Here is a 15,536-nt window from a genome sequence, read left to right on the forward strand (position 1 = left end):
GCGGCGGCCCTCCGGACGGTTCAGGCAGCGGGCGGTGCGCAGCCCGGCGTCAGGTCCGCGACCTGCTGACCGGCCAGCAGAAAAGCGCCCACCCCGTACGCCGCGGTGTCCGTGGCCTTCGCCGCGCCCGGGCCGGAGGCTTCCGGCTGGACGTAGCCCACGAAGCCGTCAGCCCGCTCGGCCTTGGTGGACAAGGCTTTCCACGCGCGGTCGACCACGGGCTTGAACCACCGCGCGTCCAGCACCCCCGCGTTGATGCCCCAGGCGATGCCGTAGGTGAACAGCGAGGTGCCGCTGCTCTCCGGGCCGGCCTGGTCGAACGGGTTCAGCAGGTTCGTGTTCCAGAAGCCGTCCGGGCGCTGCACCAGGCTCAGCGTGGTCGCCATCTTCTTGAACACCCGCAGGTACTCCGGCCGGCGCGGGTCGTTCGCGGGCAGGACCTGCAGCACCTTCGTGAGCCCGGCGAGCGCCCAGCCGTTGCCACGCGACCAGAAGTCCCGCGTGCCCGCGTCGTGGTACCAGAGGCCGGTCAGCTCGTTGAACAGGCCGTCCTGCTTTTCGGTGTGCTGGAACAGCTTCTGCATCGCGTCGAGCGTCGCTTCGCTGTGGTCCATCACCCCGATGCGGGCGAACGAGGGCATGGCCATGTTCAGCGCGTCCACGGTGTCCCAGTAGCCGGTCTGTCCGGATTGGACGCTCTTGACCTCGCCGGCCAGCCGCGAGCGCAGGTCGGCGAGGATCGGCGGGTCGGGGTGGAAGTAGGTGTACAGGTCGAGGTAGGCCTCGCCGGCCGCCTCGTCGCCCGGCGCGAACGGCTGCCCCGGCGTCTGCGGCAGCAGGTACTTGTTCGCCTGGCCCCAGGGCAGGGTCTGGTGGTTGGACACGCCGGTGGTGCGGACCACCGCGAGGTTGCCGACGTGGAAGGTCGCGTTCTGCCAGTCGGCGGGGGCCAGGTTGGTGCCGTTCGCGACCCAGTAGTCGCCCGCCTTGACCATCGCGTCGGCCACAGCGCACTGGGCGGACGGCACAGACTGGGCAGCTGGAACAAACGGGGCGGCAGGCGCGGCCGTGGCCACCGCCGGTGCCAGCCCGCTCGCCGTCACTGCCGCGGCGAGCACGGCAAAGCCACGGATTCCCGGGAAACGCATTCTCAGCGTCCTCCTCAAGAGCTCACGGCGGCGGAGGCCGCCGGGTCCGGTGGCCTCCCGGGAGCATGGTTGTGGCCTGCTGGGCGTGTCAAGGTGCCGTTCAGCGGTACTGGGCCAGGGTTTCCAGCAGCCGGGACGCCGCTTGCTCGGCGCCGTCGGCGTCCTTCGCCAGCACCTTGGTCAGCACGCGGGAATGCGCGAGCAGCGTTTCGGCCGGGGGCTCGGGCACGGCGCGCACCGCGGCCAGCACGGGCACCTGGAGCTGGGCGAACAGCGAGTTGCCCGCCGCCCGCACCAGCGCGGCGTGGAACAGCGGGTCGGCCTGCGCGAAAGCCGCGGCATCGTCCCGTTCGACGGCGTCGGCCATCAGCCCGTACGCCGCCGCCATCGCGGAAAGCTCCTCGGGCACCCGGTGCCGGGCCGCGAGCCGCGCGGCCTGCGGCTCCACCAGCCCGCGCAGCTCGAACAGGTCGCCGAGGTGCTTCGGCCCGTCCGGGCCGGCCACCCGCCAGGCGATCACGTCCGGGTCGATCGCGTCCCACCGCTCGGGCGGCTGCGGCCAGGTGCCCACGCGCGGGCGCGCGGCCACCAGGCCCTTGGATTCCAGCACCCGCAAGGCTTCCCGGACCACCGTCCGGGAAGCCGAGAAGCGGCGGCCCAGGTCTTCCGGCACGATCGGCTCGCCCTGGGGGAGGCTGCCCTCGACGATCAGCCGGCCGAGCGCTTCGACGAGCCGGGCGTGCAGGCCCGCTCCTGGCGCCGCCGCCACCTCAGGCCGGGAGACCGACGCGGCGCTCCCCGCTGCGCAGCTGCTGCAGCACCACGGCGACCACGAGCAGCGCGCCGTGCGCCACGTTCTGCCAGAACTGGTTGATGCCCAGCCCGGACATGCCGTTGTCTAGCACGCCGAGGATGAACACCGCCAGCACGGTGGAGACGATGGATCCCTTGCCGCCCTTGAGCATCGTGCCGCCCAGCGCGGCGCCCGTGACGGCCTGCAGCTCCAGGCCCTCCGAGCCCGACGTCGGCTGGCCCGAGCCGGTGCGCGCGGTGATCAGCACGCCCGCGATCGCCGCGACCACGCCGACCAGCGCGTAGACGCCGATGATGTAGCGGTTGATGTTGATGCCCGCCAGCCGCGCCGCCGTGTCGTTGCCGCCGATGGCGAAGATGTTGCGGCCGATGTCGGTGTACTTGAGCAGGAAGTGCAGGATCGCCGCGACGATCAGGAACACCCAGACCAGCGTCGGCAGCCCGAGCACGGTGCCCTTGGCCAGGAAGATGAACAGGTCGTCCGCGCCGGTGTAACCCTGCGCCTTGCCGTCGGAGACGACCTGCGCGATGCCCTTGTACGTGGCGAGCGTGGCCAGCGTCGCGACCACCGGGTTGACCCGGCCGAAGATGATGATCAGGCCGTTCACCAGCCCGCAGGCGATGCCGGTGCCGACTGCGGCCAGGATGCCGATCGCGGAGCTGCCGGTGGCCGTGAACGCCATCGCCGAGATCACCGACGCCAGCCCGGCCATGGAGCCGACCGAGATGTCCAGCGCGCCGAGGATGATCACCAGCGTCTGCACCAGCGAGAGCAGGCCCATGATGGTGACCGCGCTGCCGATCAGCAGCAGGTTGTTGGTGCGGAAGAAGTTGTCGTTGAGCGAGGACAGCACGATGATCAGCACCACGAGCGTGATGATCAGGCTGCTGTTCTGCACGCCGATCCCGCTCAGCACGCGGCGGACCGGAGAGACGTGGTCCGGGCCGGGCGCGCCGGGCGTCGGCTGCTCCTGCGCGGGGCTGGGACGGGTCGGGGTGCTCACGCGCCCACCTCCTGGATGTCTTCGGCGGCCGGCTCCGTCGCCGGGATGGCCAAGGTGAGTACGGCTTCTTCGGTCGCTTCGTCGCGGTTGAGCTCGCCCGCGACGTGGCCGGCGCGCATCACGACGATGCGGTCGGCCAGTGAGAGGACTTCGGGCAGGTCGGACGAGATCACCAGCAGCGCGATGCCCTCGGCGGCCAGCCCGTCGATGATCCGGTAGATCTCGGCTTTCGCGCCGACGTCGACGCCGCGGGTCGGCTCGTCGAGGATCAGCAGCTGCGGGCGCCGCGCGAGCCACCGGGCGAGCACGGCCTTCTGCTGGTTGCCGCCGGAGAGCTTGCGGACCTCCTGCTCCATCGACGGCGTCCGCACGCTCAGCTCGCGGATGTACTCCGCGACGAGTTCGCGTTCCTTCGCCCGCCGGATCACGCGGAAGCGGCGCAGCCGGTCGAGCACGGCGATGGAAACGTTGTCGCGCACGGAACGCTGCATCAGCAACGCGTCCGTCTTGCGCTCCTCGGGCGCGAAGCCGATGCCGGCCTTCACCGCGTCTCCTGGATTACGGGCCTTGAGCGGTTTCCCGTCCAGCTCAACGGTTCCCGAGCGCACCGGCAGATCGCCGACGATCGCGCGCGCCAGCTCGGAGCGCCCGGCGCCGACCAGCCCGGCCAGGCACACGACCTCGCCGGCGCGGACCTGGAACGAGATGCCGCTGACGTCGTCGGTGGTCACGTTTTCCAGCCGCAGCACCACCGCGCCGGGCTCCGCGCTCTCGCGGCGCTCCAGCGCGGACAGGTCCCGGCCGATCATCATGCGCACCAGCTGGTTCTCGTCGGTCTCGCCGGCCTGCTGGACGCCGATCAGCTTGCCGTCGCGCAGCACGGCCACGCGGTCGGCGAGCTGGAAGATCTCCTTCATCCGGTGGGAGACGTAAACGACGGCCACCCCGGCGTCGCGCAGCCGGCGGATCAGCCGGAACAGCGCCTCCACCTCGTGCTCGGACAGCGAGGACGTCGGCTCGTCGAACGCGATCACCCGCGGCGGGGTGGCCGCGGTGAGCACCCGCAGGATCTCGACGAGCTGGCGCTGCGCGGCGGAAAGCCGGCTGCCGAGCGTCGCCGGGTCGAGCACGCCCTCGAAGCCGTACTCGGCCAGCGCCTCGTACGTCCGCTGGTTCAGCGTGCGGCGGTTGAACACGCGGGCGCGCGTGGGCAGCTCGCCGACGAACACGTTCTCCGCCACGGAGACGTGCGGGATGATCTCCGGCTCCTGGTAGATCACGCGCACGCCCGCGGCCATCGCGGCGCGCGGGGTGTCGAACGCGACGGGCTCGCCGTCGATGCGCAGCGTCCCGTCGTCGGGGCCCTGGTCGCCCGAGAGCACCCGCAGCAGCGTCGACTTGCCGGCGCCGTTCTCGCCCATCAGCGCGAGCACCTCGCCGGAGCGGAACTCCAGCGTGACGTCGTCGAGCGCGGTGACGCCGGAGAAGCGCTTGCCGATGCCTTCCGCGGTCAGCGCGGTGGAACTGGACATGTCCGACCTTCCTCGACTCATGCGTGGTGGCGCCGGCTCGCACCGGCGCCACCACCCACGACGGCTATCAGGTGCAGTTGACGCCGGCCTGCTTGAAGTTGTCCTTGTTCACGATCTGGGTCTTCGCGATGGTCTCCGCCGGCAGCGCCTTGCCGTTCTTCACCTTGTCGAAGAGCACCTGGATCGCGGTGCGGCCGACCTCGGCACCCGAGATGTAGAGCGAGGACTTGTTGCCGGTGTCCTTGCCCGCGGCCCAGTCCTTGCAGTCGAGGTACGCGCCGAGCCCGACGCCGATGATGTTGCCCGCGGCGACGCCGGAGTTGGCCAGTGCGGTGACCACGCCGGTCTCGTTCTCGTCGTTGCAGCCCCACACCACCCAGTGCTTGACGCCCGGGTTCGAGCTGATCACCGCGCCACTGCGGTTCTGCGCGTCGACGGGGGAGTTGTCGGTGCCGACGTCGATCACCGGGACACCGGCGCCGGCGTCCTTCTGGAAGGCGGCCTTCGCGCCGTTCACCCGGTCCGTGCAGACGGTGAGGTCCTGCTTGTACGCGCTGATGATCTTGGTGTCGGCGGCGGTCCAGCCGGCGGCCTTGAACAGCTTCGCGGCCTCCTGGCCGACCGAGGTGCCCATCTGGGTGCCGTTGAAGCCGACGAACGCCGCGTTCTGGCCCGAGCCGTCCTTGATCACGTCGTCGGAGGCGACCAGCGGGATGCCGGCGCTCTTCGCCTTGTCGATCACCTCGGGGCCGATCGCCTGGTCCGGCACCACGATCGCGATGCCGTTGGCGCCCTGCGCGACGGCGGCGTCCAGCTCGGTGATGGCCTTGTTCGCGTCCTGGCCGAGGTTCACCACCTTGAGGTCGGCGCCCAGCTCCTTCGCCTTCTCCTGGGCGCCCTGCGCCTGCTCGACGAAGTACTGCTGGTCACCCTGCTTCTGCAGGTAGTACAGGGTGATCTTGCCGTTGGCCGGCGCCTGCTGGGCGGGCGCGGCGGTGTCCTTGCCCGACGAGCACCCGGCCAACACCACACCGGCAACCAAACAACAACCAACAACGCTCCAGATGCGTGACCTGTGCGGGTATGTGGACATCGAGCGCTCCCAAGGGGGCCGTGGACGAGTGTTGCCTACGCGTAAACTTCGAGTGACTCGTATTACAAGACACCGGATCGGGTGACGTCAACTCCAGGTGGGCCAGCAGTTAGCGGACAGATACCTACGGACAGTGACGATCTTGCTCACGAATGCCGGGGAATTATCGTATTTTTTCGGGCTTGACCAGGGTGGCTCACGAGCTGCGGATCGGGTGGAGTCTGCGGTGTCTGGTGGGTTTTGTTGTTGACTTGGGTTTGATTACGGTCCGCTATGGCAGGCCGGGCTTCCTGTCCGGTGGACATGCGGCAGGATGTGCCGCGCAGCCGGACAAAGGGGGCGAACATGGCACACGCGCGCCGGAGCGCGGTACTGGCGGGCGTCGCGCTGCTGCTGGTGGCGGCGGGATGCTCGAGCGGTGGCGCGGTGACCGTGCCGGACACCAAGCCGGACGGTTCGTCGTCCGCCTCGCCCACCCCGTCCTCGCCGGACTCGTTCACCGTGGTGGCGACCGGTGACGTGCTGATCCACCCGAAGCTCACCGACCAGGCCGAGGCGGACGGGAACGGCGCCATCGACTACCGGCCGCTGCTGGCCGGGGTGAAGCCGCTCGTGTCGGGCGCGGACCTCGGGATCTGCCACCTCGAGACGCCGCTGGCGCCGGAGGGCGGGCCGTACAGCGGGTACCCGTCGTTCAGCGCGCCGCCGGAGATCGTGGACGCGCTCAAGGACACCGGCTACGACACCTGCTCCACAGCGTCCAACCACACGCTCGACCAAGGCCAGGCCGGGATCACCCGCACCCTGGACAAGCTCGACGCGGCCGGGATGAAGCACACGGGCTCCGCGCGTTCGGAAAAGGAGGCGGACAACCCGCTGATCCTCGACGTGCACGGGGTCAAGGTGGCCCAGCTGTCGTATGCCTTCGGCTTCAACGGGATCAAGCGCCCGGCCGGGAAACCGTGGCTGGCCAACCAGATCGACGCCGACCAGATCCTCGCCGCGGCCCGCGCGGCCAAGCAGGCCGGCGCCGAGGTGGTCATCGCGAGCCTGCACTGGGGCATCGAATACCAGCACGAGGTGACCGACGACCAGGAGAAGCTGGCCAAGGAGCTGACCGCGTCCCCGGACATCGACCTGATCGTCGGCCACCACGCGCACGTGGTGCAGCCGTTCGAAAAGATCAACGGCAAGTGGGTCGCGTTCGGGCTGGGCAACGAAGTCGCCCGCCACGACGAGCCGCGCGGCTCCACCGAGGAGGGCACCGCCGCCCGCTTCCGCTTCACGCGCACGAACGGGCATTGGGCCGTCGACAAGGCGGAGTACGTGCCGACCCTGATCGACCTCGGCCCGCCCATCCGCCTGCGCGACCTGACCGTGGGCCCGGTCAGCCCGCGCGGCAAGCAGGCCCTGACCAACACCGACGAAGTGATCCTCTCGCGCGGCGCCGGCACCCAAGGGCTGACTCGCCCGCGCAGCTGACTCGTGAGCGGCCAAGTCCGTCAAGGCCTCCTTACCCGCGTCCGACGCGGGTAAGGAGGCCTTGACGGCGTCCTAGTGGTCGCGGCGGGTGATCAGGCGGGCCAGGGCCGTGAGTTCCGCGGCGGCGCGTGGGGTGGGCCGGGCGTCGGCCAGCGCGGACAGGCCGTCGGCGAGCAGGGAGCCGGCCTGGCCGCGGCTCCACTCGCGTCCGCCCGCGGAGTCCACAAGGGACGCGGCGCGCGCCAGTTGCGCTTCGGACAGCGGGGTTTCCTGGTTGTACAGCGAAGCCAGCTCGCGGGCTTCCGGCGTGCCCGAAGCCAGCGCCGTCACCACCGGCAGCGACTTCTTGCGGTTCTGCAGGTCCGAGTACACCGGCTTACCGGTCGCCGCCGGGTCGCCCCAGATCCCGAGCAGGTCGTCGACGTGCTGGAAGGCCAGGCCGAGCGAGTGGCCGAACACGCCGAGCCGCTCCACGTGCTCGCCCCGGCCGCCGACCACCAGCACACCGAGCGTGCAGGCCACGCCGATCAGCGCGCCCGTCTTGCCCTCGGCCATCCGGACGCACTCGGCCGGCGCGACGTCGCCGCGCCGTTCGAACGACACGTCCTCGCTCTGTCCCTCCAGCAGGTCGAGCACCGCGCGGCCGAGCAGCCGGGCGGCGTCGGGGCCGTCCGAGGACAGCACGTCGAAGGCCAGCGTCAGCATCGCGTCGCCGGCCAGGATCGCCGGGCCGGTGCCGAAGACCGTCCACGCCGTGGGCCGGTGGTGGCGCGTCTCGTCGCCGTCCATCACGTCGTCGTGCAGCAGTGAGAAGTTGTGCACCAGCTCCACGGCGACCGCAGCGGCGACGGCGTCGGCCGGGTCGCCGCCCGCCGCCTCCGCGCACAGCAGCACCAGCGCCGGCCGCAGCGCCTTCCCGCTGCTGACGTGCACCGGCCGTCCCGCCTCGTCCCACCAGCCGAAGTGGTAGCCGGCGATCTGCCGCATCGACTCGGGCAGCCGGTCCACCGCCGAGCGCATCAGCGGCTCCCACAGCGCCCGGCTCCAGGCCAGCACCTCGGCGACCTCCCGGCCGCCGGCGCGTGCGTCCACAGTTGTCATGTTCGTCCCCTCACCGGTGCCGGGCTCAGCGCCCGATTTCCACGTCGCCGAGCACACCCAGCGCATCCGGCACCAGCACCGCCGCGGAGTGGTAGGCACTGACCAGATAGGACGTGACGGCCCGCTCGTTCACGCCCATGAACCGCACGTTGAGCCCCGGCTGGTACTCGTCCGGCAGCGCGGCCGGCCGCAGCCCGATCACGCCGCTGTCCTCCTCGCCGGTGCGCAGCACCAGGATCGACGTGGTGCCGCCCTCGGTGACCGGGATCTTGTCGCACGGCAGCAGCGGCACGCCCCGCCATGCGGTGACCCGGCGGCCGTCGACCACGGTGTTCGCCGGGTACAGCCCGCGCGCGGTGCACTCGCGCCCGAACGCGGCGATTGCCTTGGGGTGGGCCAGGAAGAACCGCGATTTGCGACGGCGGCAGAGCAGCTCGTCGAGGTCGTCCGGCGTCGGCGGCCCGGTGCGCGTGGTGATCCGCTGGCCGAGGTCCGCGTTGTGTAGCAGGCCGAAATCGGTGCTGTTGACCAGCTCGTGCTCCTGGCGCTCGCGCAGCGCCTCCACGGTGAGCCGCAGCTGTTGCTCCAGCTGGTTCATCGGCTGGTTGTAGAGGTCGGTGACCCGGTTGTGGGTGCGCAGGATCGTTTGCGCCACCGCGAGTTCGTACTCACGCGGCGAAGGGTCGTAGTCGACGTACGTGCCGGGCAGCTGCGGTTCGCCGTCGTGCCCGGCGGTCAGGTCGATGCTCGCTTCACCGGCTTTGTTGTGCGACTTGGCCGGATTCGCTTGTCCCTCGCGGATGTGCGCGCGCAGGCTGTCGGCCCGCCCGTTGAGCCGTTCGAAGGCCTCGGCCGACAGCGTCAGCACGATGCAGCGCGTGACGGCCTTCGCGGTGAACGCCCAGCTGCCCGCGTCGCCGCCGAGCAGCTCGCCGCCGAAGTGGTCGCCTTCGGTGAGCGTGCCGAGGTGCGCCTCGTCACCGTACTGGCCGGGTGCGGTCCGGCCGACCTTGCCAAAAGCCAGCAGCTGCACCGAATCCAGCGGTGAGCCCGCGGTCACGATGGTGTCGCCCGGCTCGTACTCGCGCTGTTCGAAACGCTCGGCCAGCGCCGAAAGCGCTTCGGCATCGCTGAAACCACGCAGCAGCGGCAATTCCGCCAGTTCGGCCGGGATCACCTGCACGCGCGCACCGGTGCTGAAGAAGCTCACCCGGCCGTCGCCGACGGTGTAGGTGAGCCGCCGGTTGACCCGGTACGAACCGGCCGGCACCTCCACCCACGGCAGCTGCGAGAGCAGCCACCGCGGGGTGATGCCGCGCATCTGCGGCAGCGACTTGGTGGTGGTGGCCAGCGTGCGAGCCGCCCGGGTGGAGAGGCTGAGCGGCGGTTCTTCCGTGACGGTCATGCAGGTCCTCGCTGATCAGCACGGTGGGCGGGACGAGGCGGCTCGGCTTCCGGCGGCCGCGCACCGGCGGGCCTCGGCACGATCCGGGCGGAGGTGGTGCCGAGCCCGGTCGGGCCGTAGATCGACGGCGGCAACGGTTGCGGCCCAGCCTGTGGCGGTGGGCCGGGCCGTGGCGACGGCTTCTGTTGCGGCGGCTGCGGGGTCGCAGGCCGCCGCGGCTCGGCTTCCGCCGGGCGCGGCGGCGTGGTCGGGGTGGCCATGCTCAGTCACCGCGGCCGATCTCGGCGTTCTCCAGCACCGCGAGCGCGTCCGGCACCAGTACCGCGGCCGAGTAGTAGGCGCTGACCAGGTACGACATGATCGCCTGCTCGCTGATGCCCATGAACCGCACGTTCAGCCCCGGCTGGTACTCGTCCGGCAGGCCGGTCTGGTGCAGCCCGACCACCCCCTGTGCCTGCTCGCCGGTGCGCATCAGCAGGATCGAGCTGGTACGCGTCTCGGTGACCGGGATCTTGTTGCACGGCAGGATCGGCACTCCGCGCCAGGCCGGCACGTGCTGTCCACTGAAGTCGGCGGCATCCGGGTAGATCCCGCGGCGGCTGCACTCGCGGCCGAACGCGGCGATGGTCTTCGGGTGTGCCAGGAAGAACCCGGGGTCCTTCCACACCAGCGACAGCAGGTCGTCGAGGTCGTCCGGGGTCGGCGGGCCGGTGCGGGTGGACACGCGCTGCGAGAAGTCCGCGTTGTGCAGCAGGCCGAAGTCGTTGTTGTTGACCAGCTCGTGCTCCTGGCGCTCGCGCAGCGCCTCCACGGTGAGCCGCAGCTGCTGCTCGATCTGGTTCATCGGCTGGTTGTAGAGGTCCGCGACGCGGCTGTGCACCCGCAGCACGGTCTGCGCGACGCTCAGCTCGTACTCGCGCGGCGAGCTGTCGTAGTCCACGAACGTGCCGGGCAGCTGGGGTTCGCCGTCGTGGCCGGACGCGACGTCGATCACCGCCTCACCGTGGTCGTTGGCAGGGCCCGCCGCGCCGGCCGCGATAGTTTCCAGGTGCGCGCGCAGCGTCTCGGACCGGTCCAACACGCCGAGGAACTCGTTGCGGGGCAAGGAAAGCACGGTGCACGCGGTGATCGCCTTCGCGGTGTACTCCCAGATCCCGTCGTCCGAGGTGAGCACGCCCTCGCCGAAGTAGTCGCCGTCGGCGAGGGTGCCGAGCACGGTCTGGTCGCCGTACGCGCCGGTGCCGATCTTGCTGATCTTGCCGTGTGCGACGAGGAACACCTGGTCGGCCTGGTGGCCGAACTCGACCAGCGCGTCGCCGGGCGCGTACTCGTGCTGCACGAAGCGGCCGGCCAGCTCGGCGAGCACCTCTTCGTCGTCGTACCCGCGCAGCGGCGCCAGCTCGCCCAGCTCGGGAGGGATCACGCGCACCTGCGAGCCGGTGATGGTGAAGGTCACCCGGCCGTCGCCGACCGAGTAGCTCAGCCGGCGGTTCACCCGGTACGCGCCGCCGGAGACCTCGACCCACGGCAGCAGCTTGAGCAGCCACCGCGAGGAGATGCCCTGCATCTGGGGGACGGACTTGGTCGTCGTCGCGAGCGTGCGGGCCGCGGCCCGGCCCAGGCTCAGCAGTGGTTGTTCCGGGCTCGCGGAGCCCACGGGGTCCGTGACGGTCACAGCGAAAACCACCTATCGTCGATTTTCGGGCGCGGAAGGTGCAGTGCGAAATGAAGATCGTCTTCGCGAGCATTTGCTGGGCCCTGCGATTTACCCCGGCCGGCGTGGCGGGATGAACATATCAAGCCGCCCACCCGGAACAATCACACGATCGGGTTTCGGGAAGCGGTTCACCTGTTTGCCGAACAACAATCGGACATATTTCGAGCAAATGATCTTGCCGGGGCCGAGGCTCGGTCACCGACGGTTCGCCCGCGTCACCCGGTCGGGAATCGTCTGGGGAAATCGCCGCACTTTCCCAGGTCGGCGCCCGGCTTTGCGACCGCCGTGACCGCGCACGGCTGCTCCGTTCCGGCGATTCACAGGGCCGACCGGGGCCGCTCGCCGGAAAGGGCGAGGCCTGTCTTGTCGCTCGCTATTTACCTGGCTAGCTTGAGCGGAGCAATTCGCCGGGTGATGGCGCGGGCAGTGGTGGAAGGGTGCGGATGAACGTCTACCTGACCGGGATCTTCTGGGTGGTCGGTGCCGCGGTGGTTGCGGCGGTGATCGGCTATCTGGTGCGGCGTTTCGGCTGGGACGAAGGTCGTCGTGACAACAACGACGCGGCCGGGCAGGTGTTCACCATTGTCGGCGGTTTGTACGCCGTGCTCGTCGTTTTTGTGCTCATCTCGTTGTTCGACAACGTCAGCACCGCGCGCGAGGGCTCGTACACCGAGGCGGACGGCCTGGTCGCGATGAGCTGGGCCGCCGACTCGCTGCCCGGCGACACCGCCCCGAAGGTCCGCCAGCTGGCTTCGGCGTACGCCGCCACGGTCCAGCGCCAGGAGTGGCCGCGGCTCGCGGACGGCGGCGCGATGCCCGACACCGGCTGGAACCAGCTCGGCCAGCTCAGCAAGACCATTGCGGGGGCGCAGGCCGACGGCGACTGGATGAACGACCGTAAAAGCGAGGCAGCGAACCAGCTCTGGCAGGTCTACCAGGCGCGCCAGGCCCGGCTCACCGCCTCGGCGGCCAGCGGCGTCGGCTCCGTGGTGTGGTTCGCGCTGATCCTCGGCAGCTTCATCTCCGTGCTGCTGCCCAACCTCTTCGGCGGCACGCGGATGGCCGCGCACCTGGTCATCGTGTCCACTTTGGCCGGTACCATCGCGCTGCTGCTGTACGCGATCTTCCAGCTGCAGAACCCGTTCGCCGGCGGGGCGAACATCCAGCCGGACGCGTTCACCTCCGCGCTGGCCCGGCTTTCCTGACCGCCGTGCGCCTCGTCCGCCTCCTGCCCCCGCTGGCCGCCGCCGTAGTCGTTTCGGGGCTGCTGGCCGTGTCCGGCCTGCTCGGCCCGCCCGGCCGGACGTCCGCCGCGGCGCCCGCCGGCTGTGAAATCCTTCAGGTGGAGAACCAGTTTTCCGGCGCGTCCTCGGTCGTGCGCCTCACGGTGCCCGGGGGGGACCGCCGCGAACTCGGCGAAACCGGCTACGCGCTGAACGCCATCGCCTATTCCGCCGACCAGGACATGGTTTACGGCGTCGCCGACGCGCCCCACCACGGCCGGTTCGCCGACGGCGCCCACGCCGTGGAGATCTCACGCTCCGGGCAGGTCGCCGACCTCGGCTCGGTCGGCCGCGCGGGCCGCCGCGGCGGCTGGAGCTGGGCCACCGGCGCCACAGCCGGCGCGATCGACGGCACCACCTGGTACCTGCAACGCGCCGACGATCTGTACACAGTGGACATCGACCCGGCCGGCCCGGACTACCTCACCGTGACCGGCCGGGTGCAGCTGCGGCCGGTGGCGCTGGCCTCCGGCGTCGATGATTTCGCCTACGACGCGGCGTCCGGACTGCTGTACGGCGTCTCCATGTCGTTCGCGGGCCATGGCCGGGTGGTCACGATCGACCCGCGGACCGGGCACGTAGAACCGTTGCCAGGGTTAAGTTTCCCGGCCGCGAGCGCGTACGGGGCGGTGGTGCTGGGACCGGACAACACGCTGTACGCGACCGCGAATCGGATCGGGTACCGCAGCGTGACGTATCGGCTGCCGCTCGACGGTTCCGGTCCGGCGGTGGAGATCAGCACCGGACCGCCGCTGGTCAGCTCCGACGCCGCGGGCTGCTTGGTCTCCTCGCCTCCACCGTCCTCACCGCCACCATCGCCGCCGCCTTTCTCAACGCCTCCGCCGCGTTCGTTGCCGGCTCCGCCGTCGTCTTCGTCGAGCCCGCCGTCTTCGTCCTCTTCAAGCGCGCCACTGTCTTCCTCGAGCCCTACGCCCGCTCCGCAGTCGTTGCCTCCACTGCCCCCGCCGCCGAACGCGTCGGCGCTCGTGGAGCAGCCGTCGCCGCAACCGCGGGTGGACACCTCCACGCCATCCCCGACACCGACGCCGTCCGCGGTCCAGGCCCCGCCGCCGAGTCCGGTGCCGTCCGGGCGGCCGAAGCCCCAGCCGAGCGCCTCGCCGGTCGTCGACACCGCGGCGCACGTCAAGGAACAGCGCCGCTGGGGCCTGACCGTGCTGATCCTGGTGCTCGGCGCGGGTGCCGCCGCAAGTCGTGTGAGACGCGGCCGTTAACCCGGGTTTCGCCTCGAAGACGGCCGCCGTCCAACTCGGCCGCGAAGACTCCGCCTCCGGCGTCACCCGACGCCGGAGGAGGAGAACACGGATGAAGCGCGTGAGATTCGGGGTTGTCGCGGGGTTGCTCGCCCTGCCGCTGGTGACCACGGGCACTGCATCAGGTGCGGTGTCAGGGAATGGCTACCAGTCCAGCGTCCGCGACGACCACTACCGGGCGCGGTCCGGGCAGACCCTGCAAATCGGCGGCGACGGCGTGCTCGGCAACGACGCACTCGGCGCCCGCGGCCGCGCGCTGACCTCCGGCGGCGCCGTGGTCCGGCACACCGCGCCCGCACACGGCTCCCTCACGATCGGCGCCGACGGCACGTTCCGCTACACCCCGGCACCCGGCTTCCACGGCCAGGACACCTTTACCTACACGGCTTCGGACGCCGTCCGGCTGTACCCGACGAACCTGCCGCCGCTCGCGACGATCGGCGGCGTGCCCCTCACCGGCGGCGCCTACGGTTCCGCGCTGACGCCGGTGCCGGGCTCACCCGGCGAGTTCTACGGCCTCACCGACCGCGGCCCGAACGTCGACGCCCCGGACGGGTCCAAAGTGGAGCCGCTGCCCGCGTTCGACCCCGCGATCGGCCGGTTCCGGCTCCGCGACGGGAAAGCCGTGCTGGAGAAGCGGATCCCGCTGCGCGCGGCCGACGGCTCGCCGTACAACGGGCAGGTCAGCACCACCGCCGACACCGGCGAGAAGATCGTGGACCTGAACGGGAAGCCGCTGCCCGCCTCCCCGGACGGCTACGACTCCGAAGGCCTGGTGGCGCAGCGCGACGGCACGTTCTGGGTGTCGGACGAGTACGGCCCGTTCATCACGCACTTCCGCGCCGACGGCCGCGCGATCGAGCGGCTCTCGCCGTTCGACGGCTCGCTGCCGAAGGAGCTGAAGTACCGCGTGCCGAACAAGGGCATGGAGGGCCTGGCCCTCACCCCGGACGGCCGGACGCTGGTCGGCATCATGCAGTCCGCGCCGCAGCAGCCGGACCTGACCAAGAAGCCCGGCAACGTCACCACGCTGCGGATCGTCACCGTCGACCTGAAGACCCGCGCCACGCACGAGTACCTCTACCTGCTCGACAACCCCGACGACACCGGCACCGCAGTCAGCGAGATCACCGCGCTGTCGTCGACGAAGTTCCTGGTGGACGAGCGTGACGGCAAGTTCCAGCCCGGCGCGTACAAGAAGCTGTTCGAGATCGACCTTTCCGGCGCGACCGACGTCGGGCCGGGGGAGAAGGTGAAGGACGCGCCGTACGACGCGGCGAAGGGCGGGCTGCTCGTCGGCGACAAGCAGCAGAGCCTCGACGCGTACGTCGGCAAGGACACCACCGACGAGGCCGTGCAGGATCTGGCGAAGGTGGGCGTGCGGGCTGTCTCGAAGAAGCTGTACGTCGATCTCGGCGCGCTGGTGACGAACCTCGACCCGGCGGGCGGCTTCTTCGGCCACGACAAGGTGGAGGGCGTCGCGACCACGGACGGCGGCCGGACCCTGGTGATCAGCAACGACAACGACTTCGGCATCGACGCGGTGGCGAACACGGCCGCCCCGTACACCCTGCACCCGAAGACGCTGCCGGACGGCAAGCAGGACGACGGCGAGTACCTGGCCGTGGACACCACGAAGCTGCCGGCGCGCACCGGCACCGCGACCGTGACGATCGACGTCCGCTGA

12 protein-coding genes are annotated in these 15,536 nt (G+C 70.7%); 4 read left to right on the forward strand and 8 right to left on the reverse strand.

What is annotated here, in order from left to right; all coding sequences use genetic code 11:
• Nucleotides 1–20: 20 nt before the first annotated feature.
• The 5 genes from OG371_RS24125 to OG371_RS24145 all read right to left on the reverse strand — a co-directional run bounded on the left by OG371_RS24125 (nt 21) and on the right by OG371_RS24145 (nt 5,527).
• The gene (locus tag OG371_RS24125) at nt 21–1,148 is read right to left on the reverse strand and encodes a glycoside hydrolase family 88 protein (protein ID WP_329072834.1); all 1,128 of its coding nucleotides are present in this window, start codon (nt 1,146–1,148) and stop codon (nt 21–23) included.
• A gap of 100 nt (nt 1,149–1,248) precedes the next feature.
• Nucleotides 1,249–1,917: a FadR/GntR family transcriptional regulator gene (locus OG371_RS24130; RefSeq protein WP_329072836.1), complete on the reverse strand. Its 669-nt coding sequence runs from the start codon at nt 1,915–1,917 to the stop codon at nt 1,249–1,251.
• Between the two features lies 1 nt (nt 1,918).
• Nucleotides 1,919–2,965, reverse strand: a complete 1,047-nt coding sequence (locus tag OG371_RS24135) for an ABC transporter permease (RefSeq protein WP_329072838.1) — start codon at nt 2,963–2,965, stop codon at nt 1,919–1,921.
• Nucleotides 2,962–4,497: a sugar ABC transporter ATP-binding protein gene (locus tag OG371_RS24140; RefSeq protein ID WP_329072840.1), complete on the reverse strand. Its 1,536-nt coding sequence runs from the start codon at nt 4,495–4,497 to the stop codon at nt 2,962–2,964. The genes OG371_RS24135 and OG371_RS24140 overlap by 4 nt, the downstream gene beginning before the upstream one ends.
• 67 nt (nt 4,498–4,564) lie before the next feature.
• Nucleotides 4,565–5,527, reverse strand: coding sequence for a substrate-binding domain-containing protein (locus OG371_RS24145; RefSeq protein ID WP_329072841.1), 963 nt, complete (start codon nt 5,525–5,527; stop codon nt 4,565–4,567).
• Nucleotides 5,528–5,935: 408 nt separating this feature from the next.
• On the opposite strand from OG371_RS24145, the gene OG371_RS24150 reads away from it, so the two are divergent.
• A complete protein-coding gene (locus OG371_RS24150; protein WP_329072843.1) occupies nt 5,936–7,072 on the forward strand; it encodes a CapA family protein in 1,137 nt (378 codons plus the stop codon).
• Between the two features lie 72 nt (nt 7,073–7,144).
• On the opposite strand, the gene OG371_RS24155 is transcribed toward OG371_RS24150, so the two are convergent.
• The 3 genes from OG371_RS24155 to OG371_RS24165 all read right to left on the reverse strand — a co-directional run bounded on the left by OG371_RS24155 (nt 7,145) and on the right by OG371_RS24165 (nt 11,253).
• Nucleotides 7,145–8,173: a family 2 encapsulin nanocompartment cargo protein polyprenyl transferase gene (locus tag OG371_RS24155; RefSeq protein WP_329072845.1), complete on the reverse strand. Its 1,029-nt coding sequence runs from the start codon at nt 8,171–8,173 to the stop codon at nt 7,145–7,147.
• Between the two features lie 25 nt (nt 8,174–8,198).
• Nucleotides 8,199–9,578, reverse strand: coding sequence for a family 2B encapsulin nanocompartment shell protein (locus OG371_RS24160; RefSeq protein WP_329072847.1), 1,380 nt, complete (start codon nt 9,576–9,578; stop codon nt 8,199–8,201).
• A 262-nt stretch (nt 9,579–9,840) separates the two neighbouring features.
• Nucleotides 9,841–11,253 (reverse strand): family 2B encapsulin nanocompartment shell protein, encoded by a 1,413-nt coding sequence (locus tag OG371_RS24165; protein WP_329072849.1) that lies wholly within the window; start codon nt 11,251–11,253, stop codon nt 9,841–9,843.
• 485 nt (nt 11,254–11,738) lie between these two features.
• Between OG371_RS24165 and OG371_RS24170 the strand changes: the two genes are divergently transcribed.
• The 3 genes from OG371_RS24170 (at nt 11,739) to OG371_RS24180 (ending at nt 15,536) form a co-directional block, all read left to right on the forward strand.
• Complete coding sequence (locus tag OG371_RS24170) at nt 11,739–12,500, forward strand: bestrophin-like domain (RefSeq protein WP_329072851.1); 762 nt, start codon at nt 11,739–11,741, stop codon at nt 12,498–12,500.
• A 5-nt stretch (nt 12,501–12,505) separates the two neighbouring features.
• Nucleotides 12,506–13,810 carry a DUF6923 family protein gene (locus tag OG371_RS24175; protein ID WP_329072853.1) on the forward strand — a complete coding sequence of 435 codons (1,305 nt, stop codon included), beginning with the start codon at nt 12,506–12,508 and terminating at the stop codon, nt 13,808–13,810.
• Between the two features lie 91 nt (nt 13,811–13,901).
• Nucleotides 13,902–15,536 carry an esterase-like activity of phytase family protein gene (locus tag OG371_RS24180; RefSeq protein WP_329072855.1) on the forward strand — a complete coding sequence of 545 codons (1,635 nt, stop codon included), beginning with the start codon at nt 13,902–13,904 and terminating at the stop codon, nt 15,534–15,536.

The sequence above is a fragment of the Amycolatopsis sp. NBC_01480 genome (genome assembly GCF_036227205.1).
Classification (GTDB): domain Bacteria; phylum Actinomycetota; class Actinomycetes; order Mycobacteriales; family Pseudonocardiaceae; genus Amycolatopsis.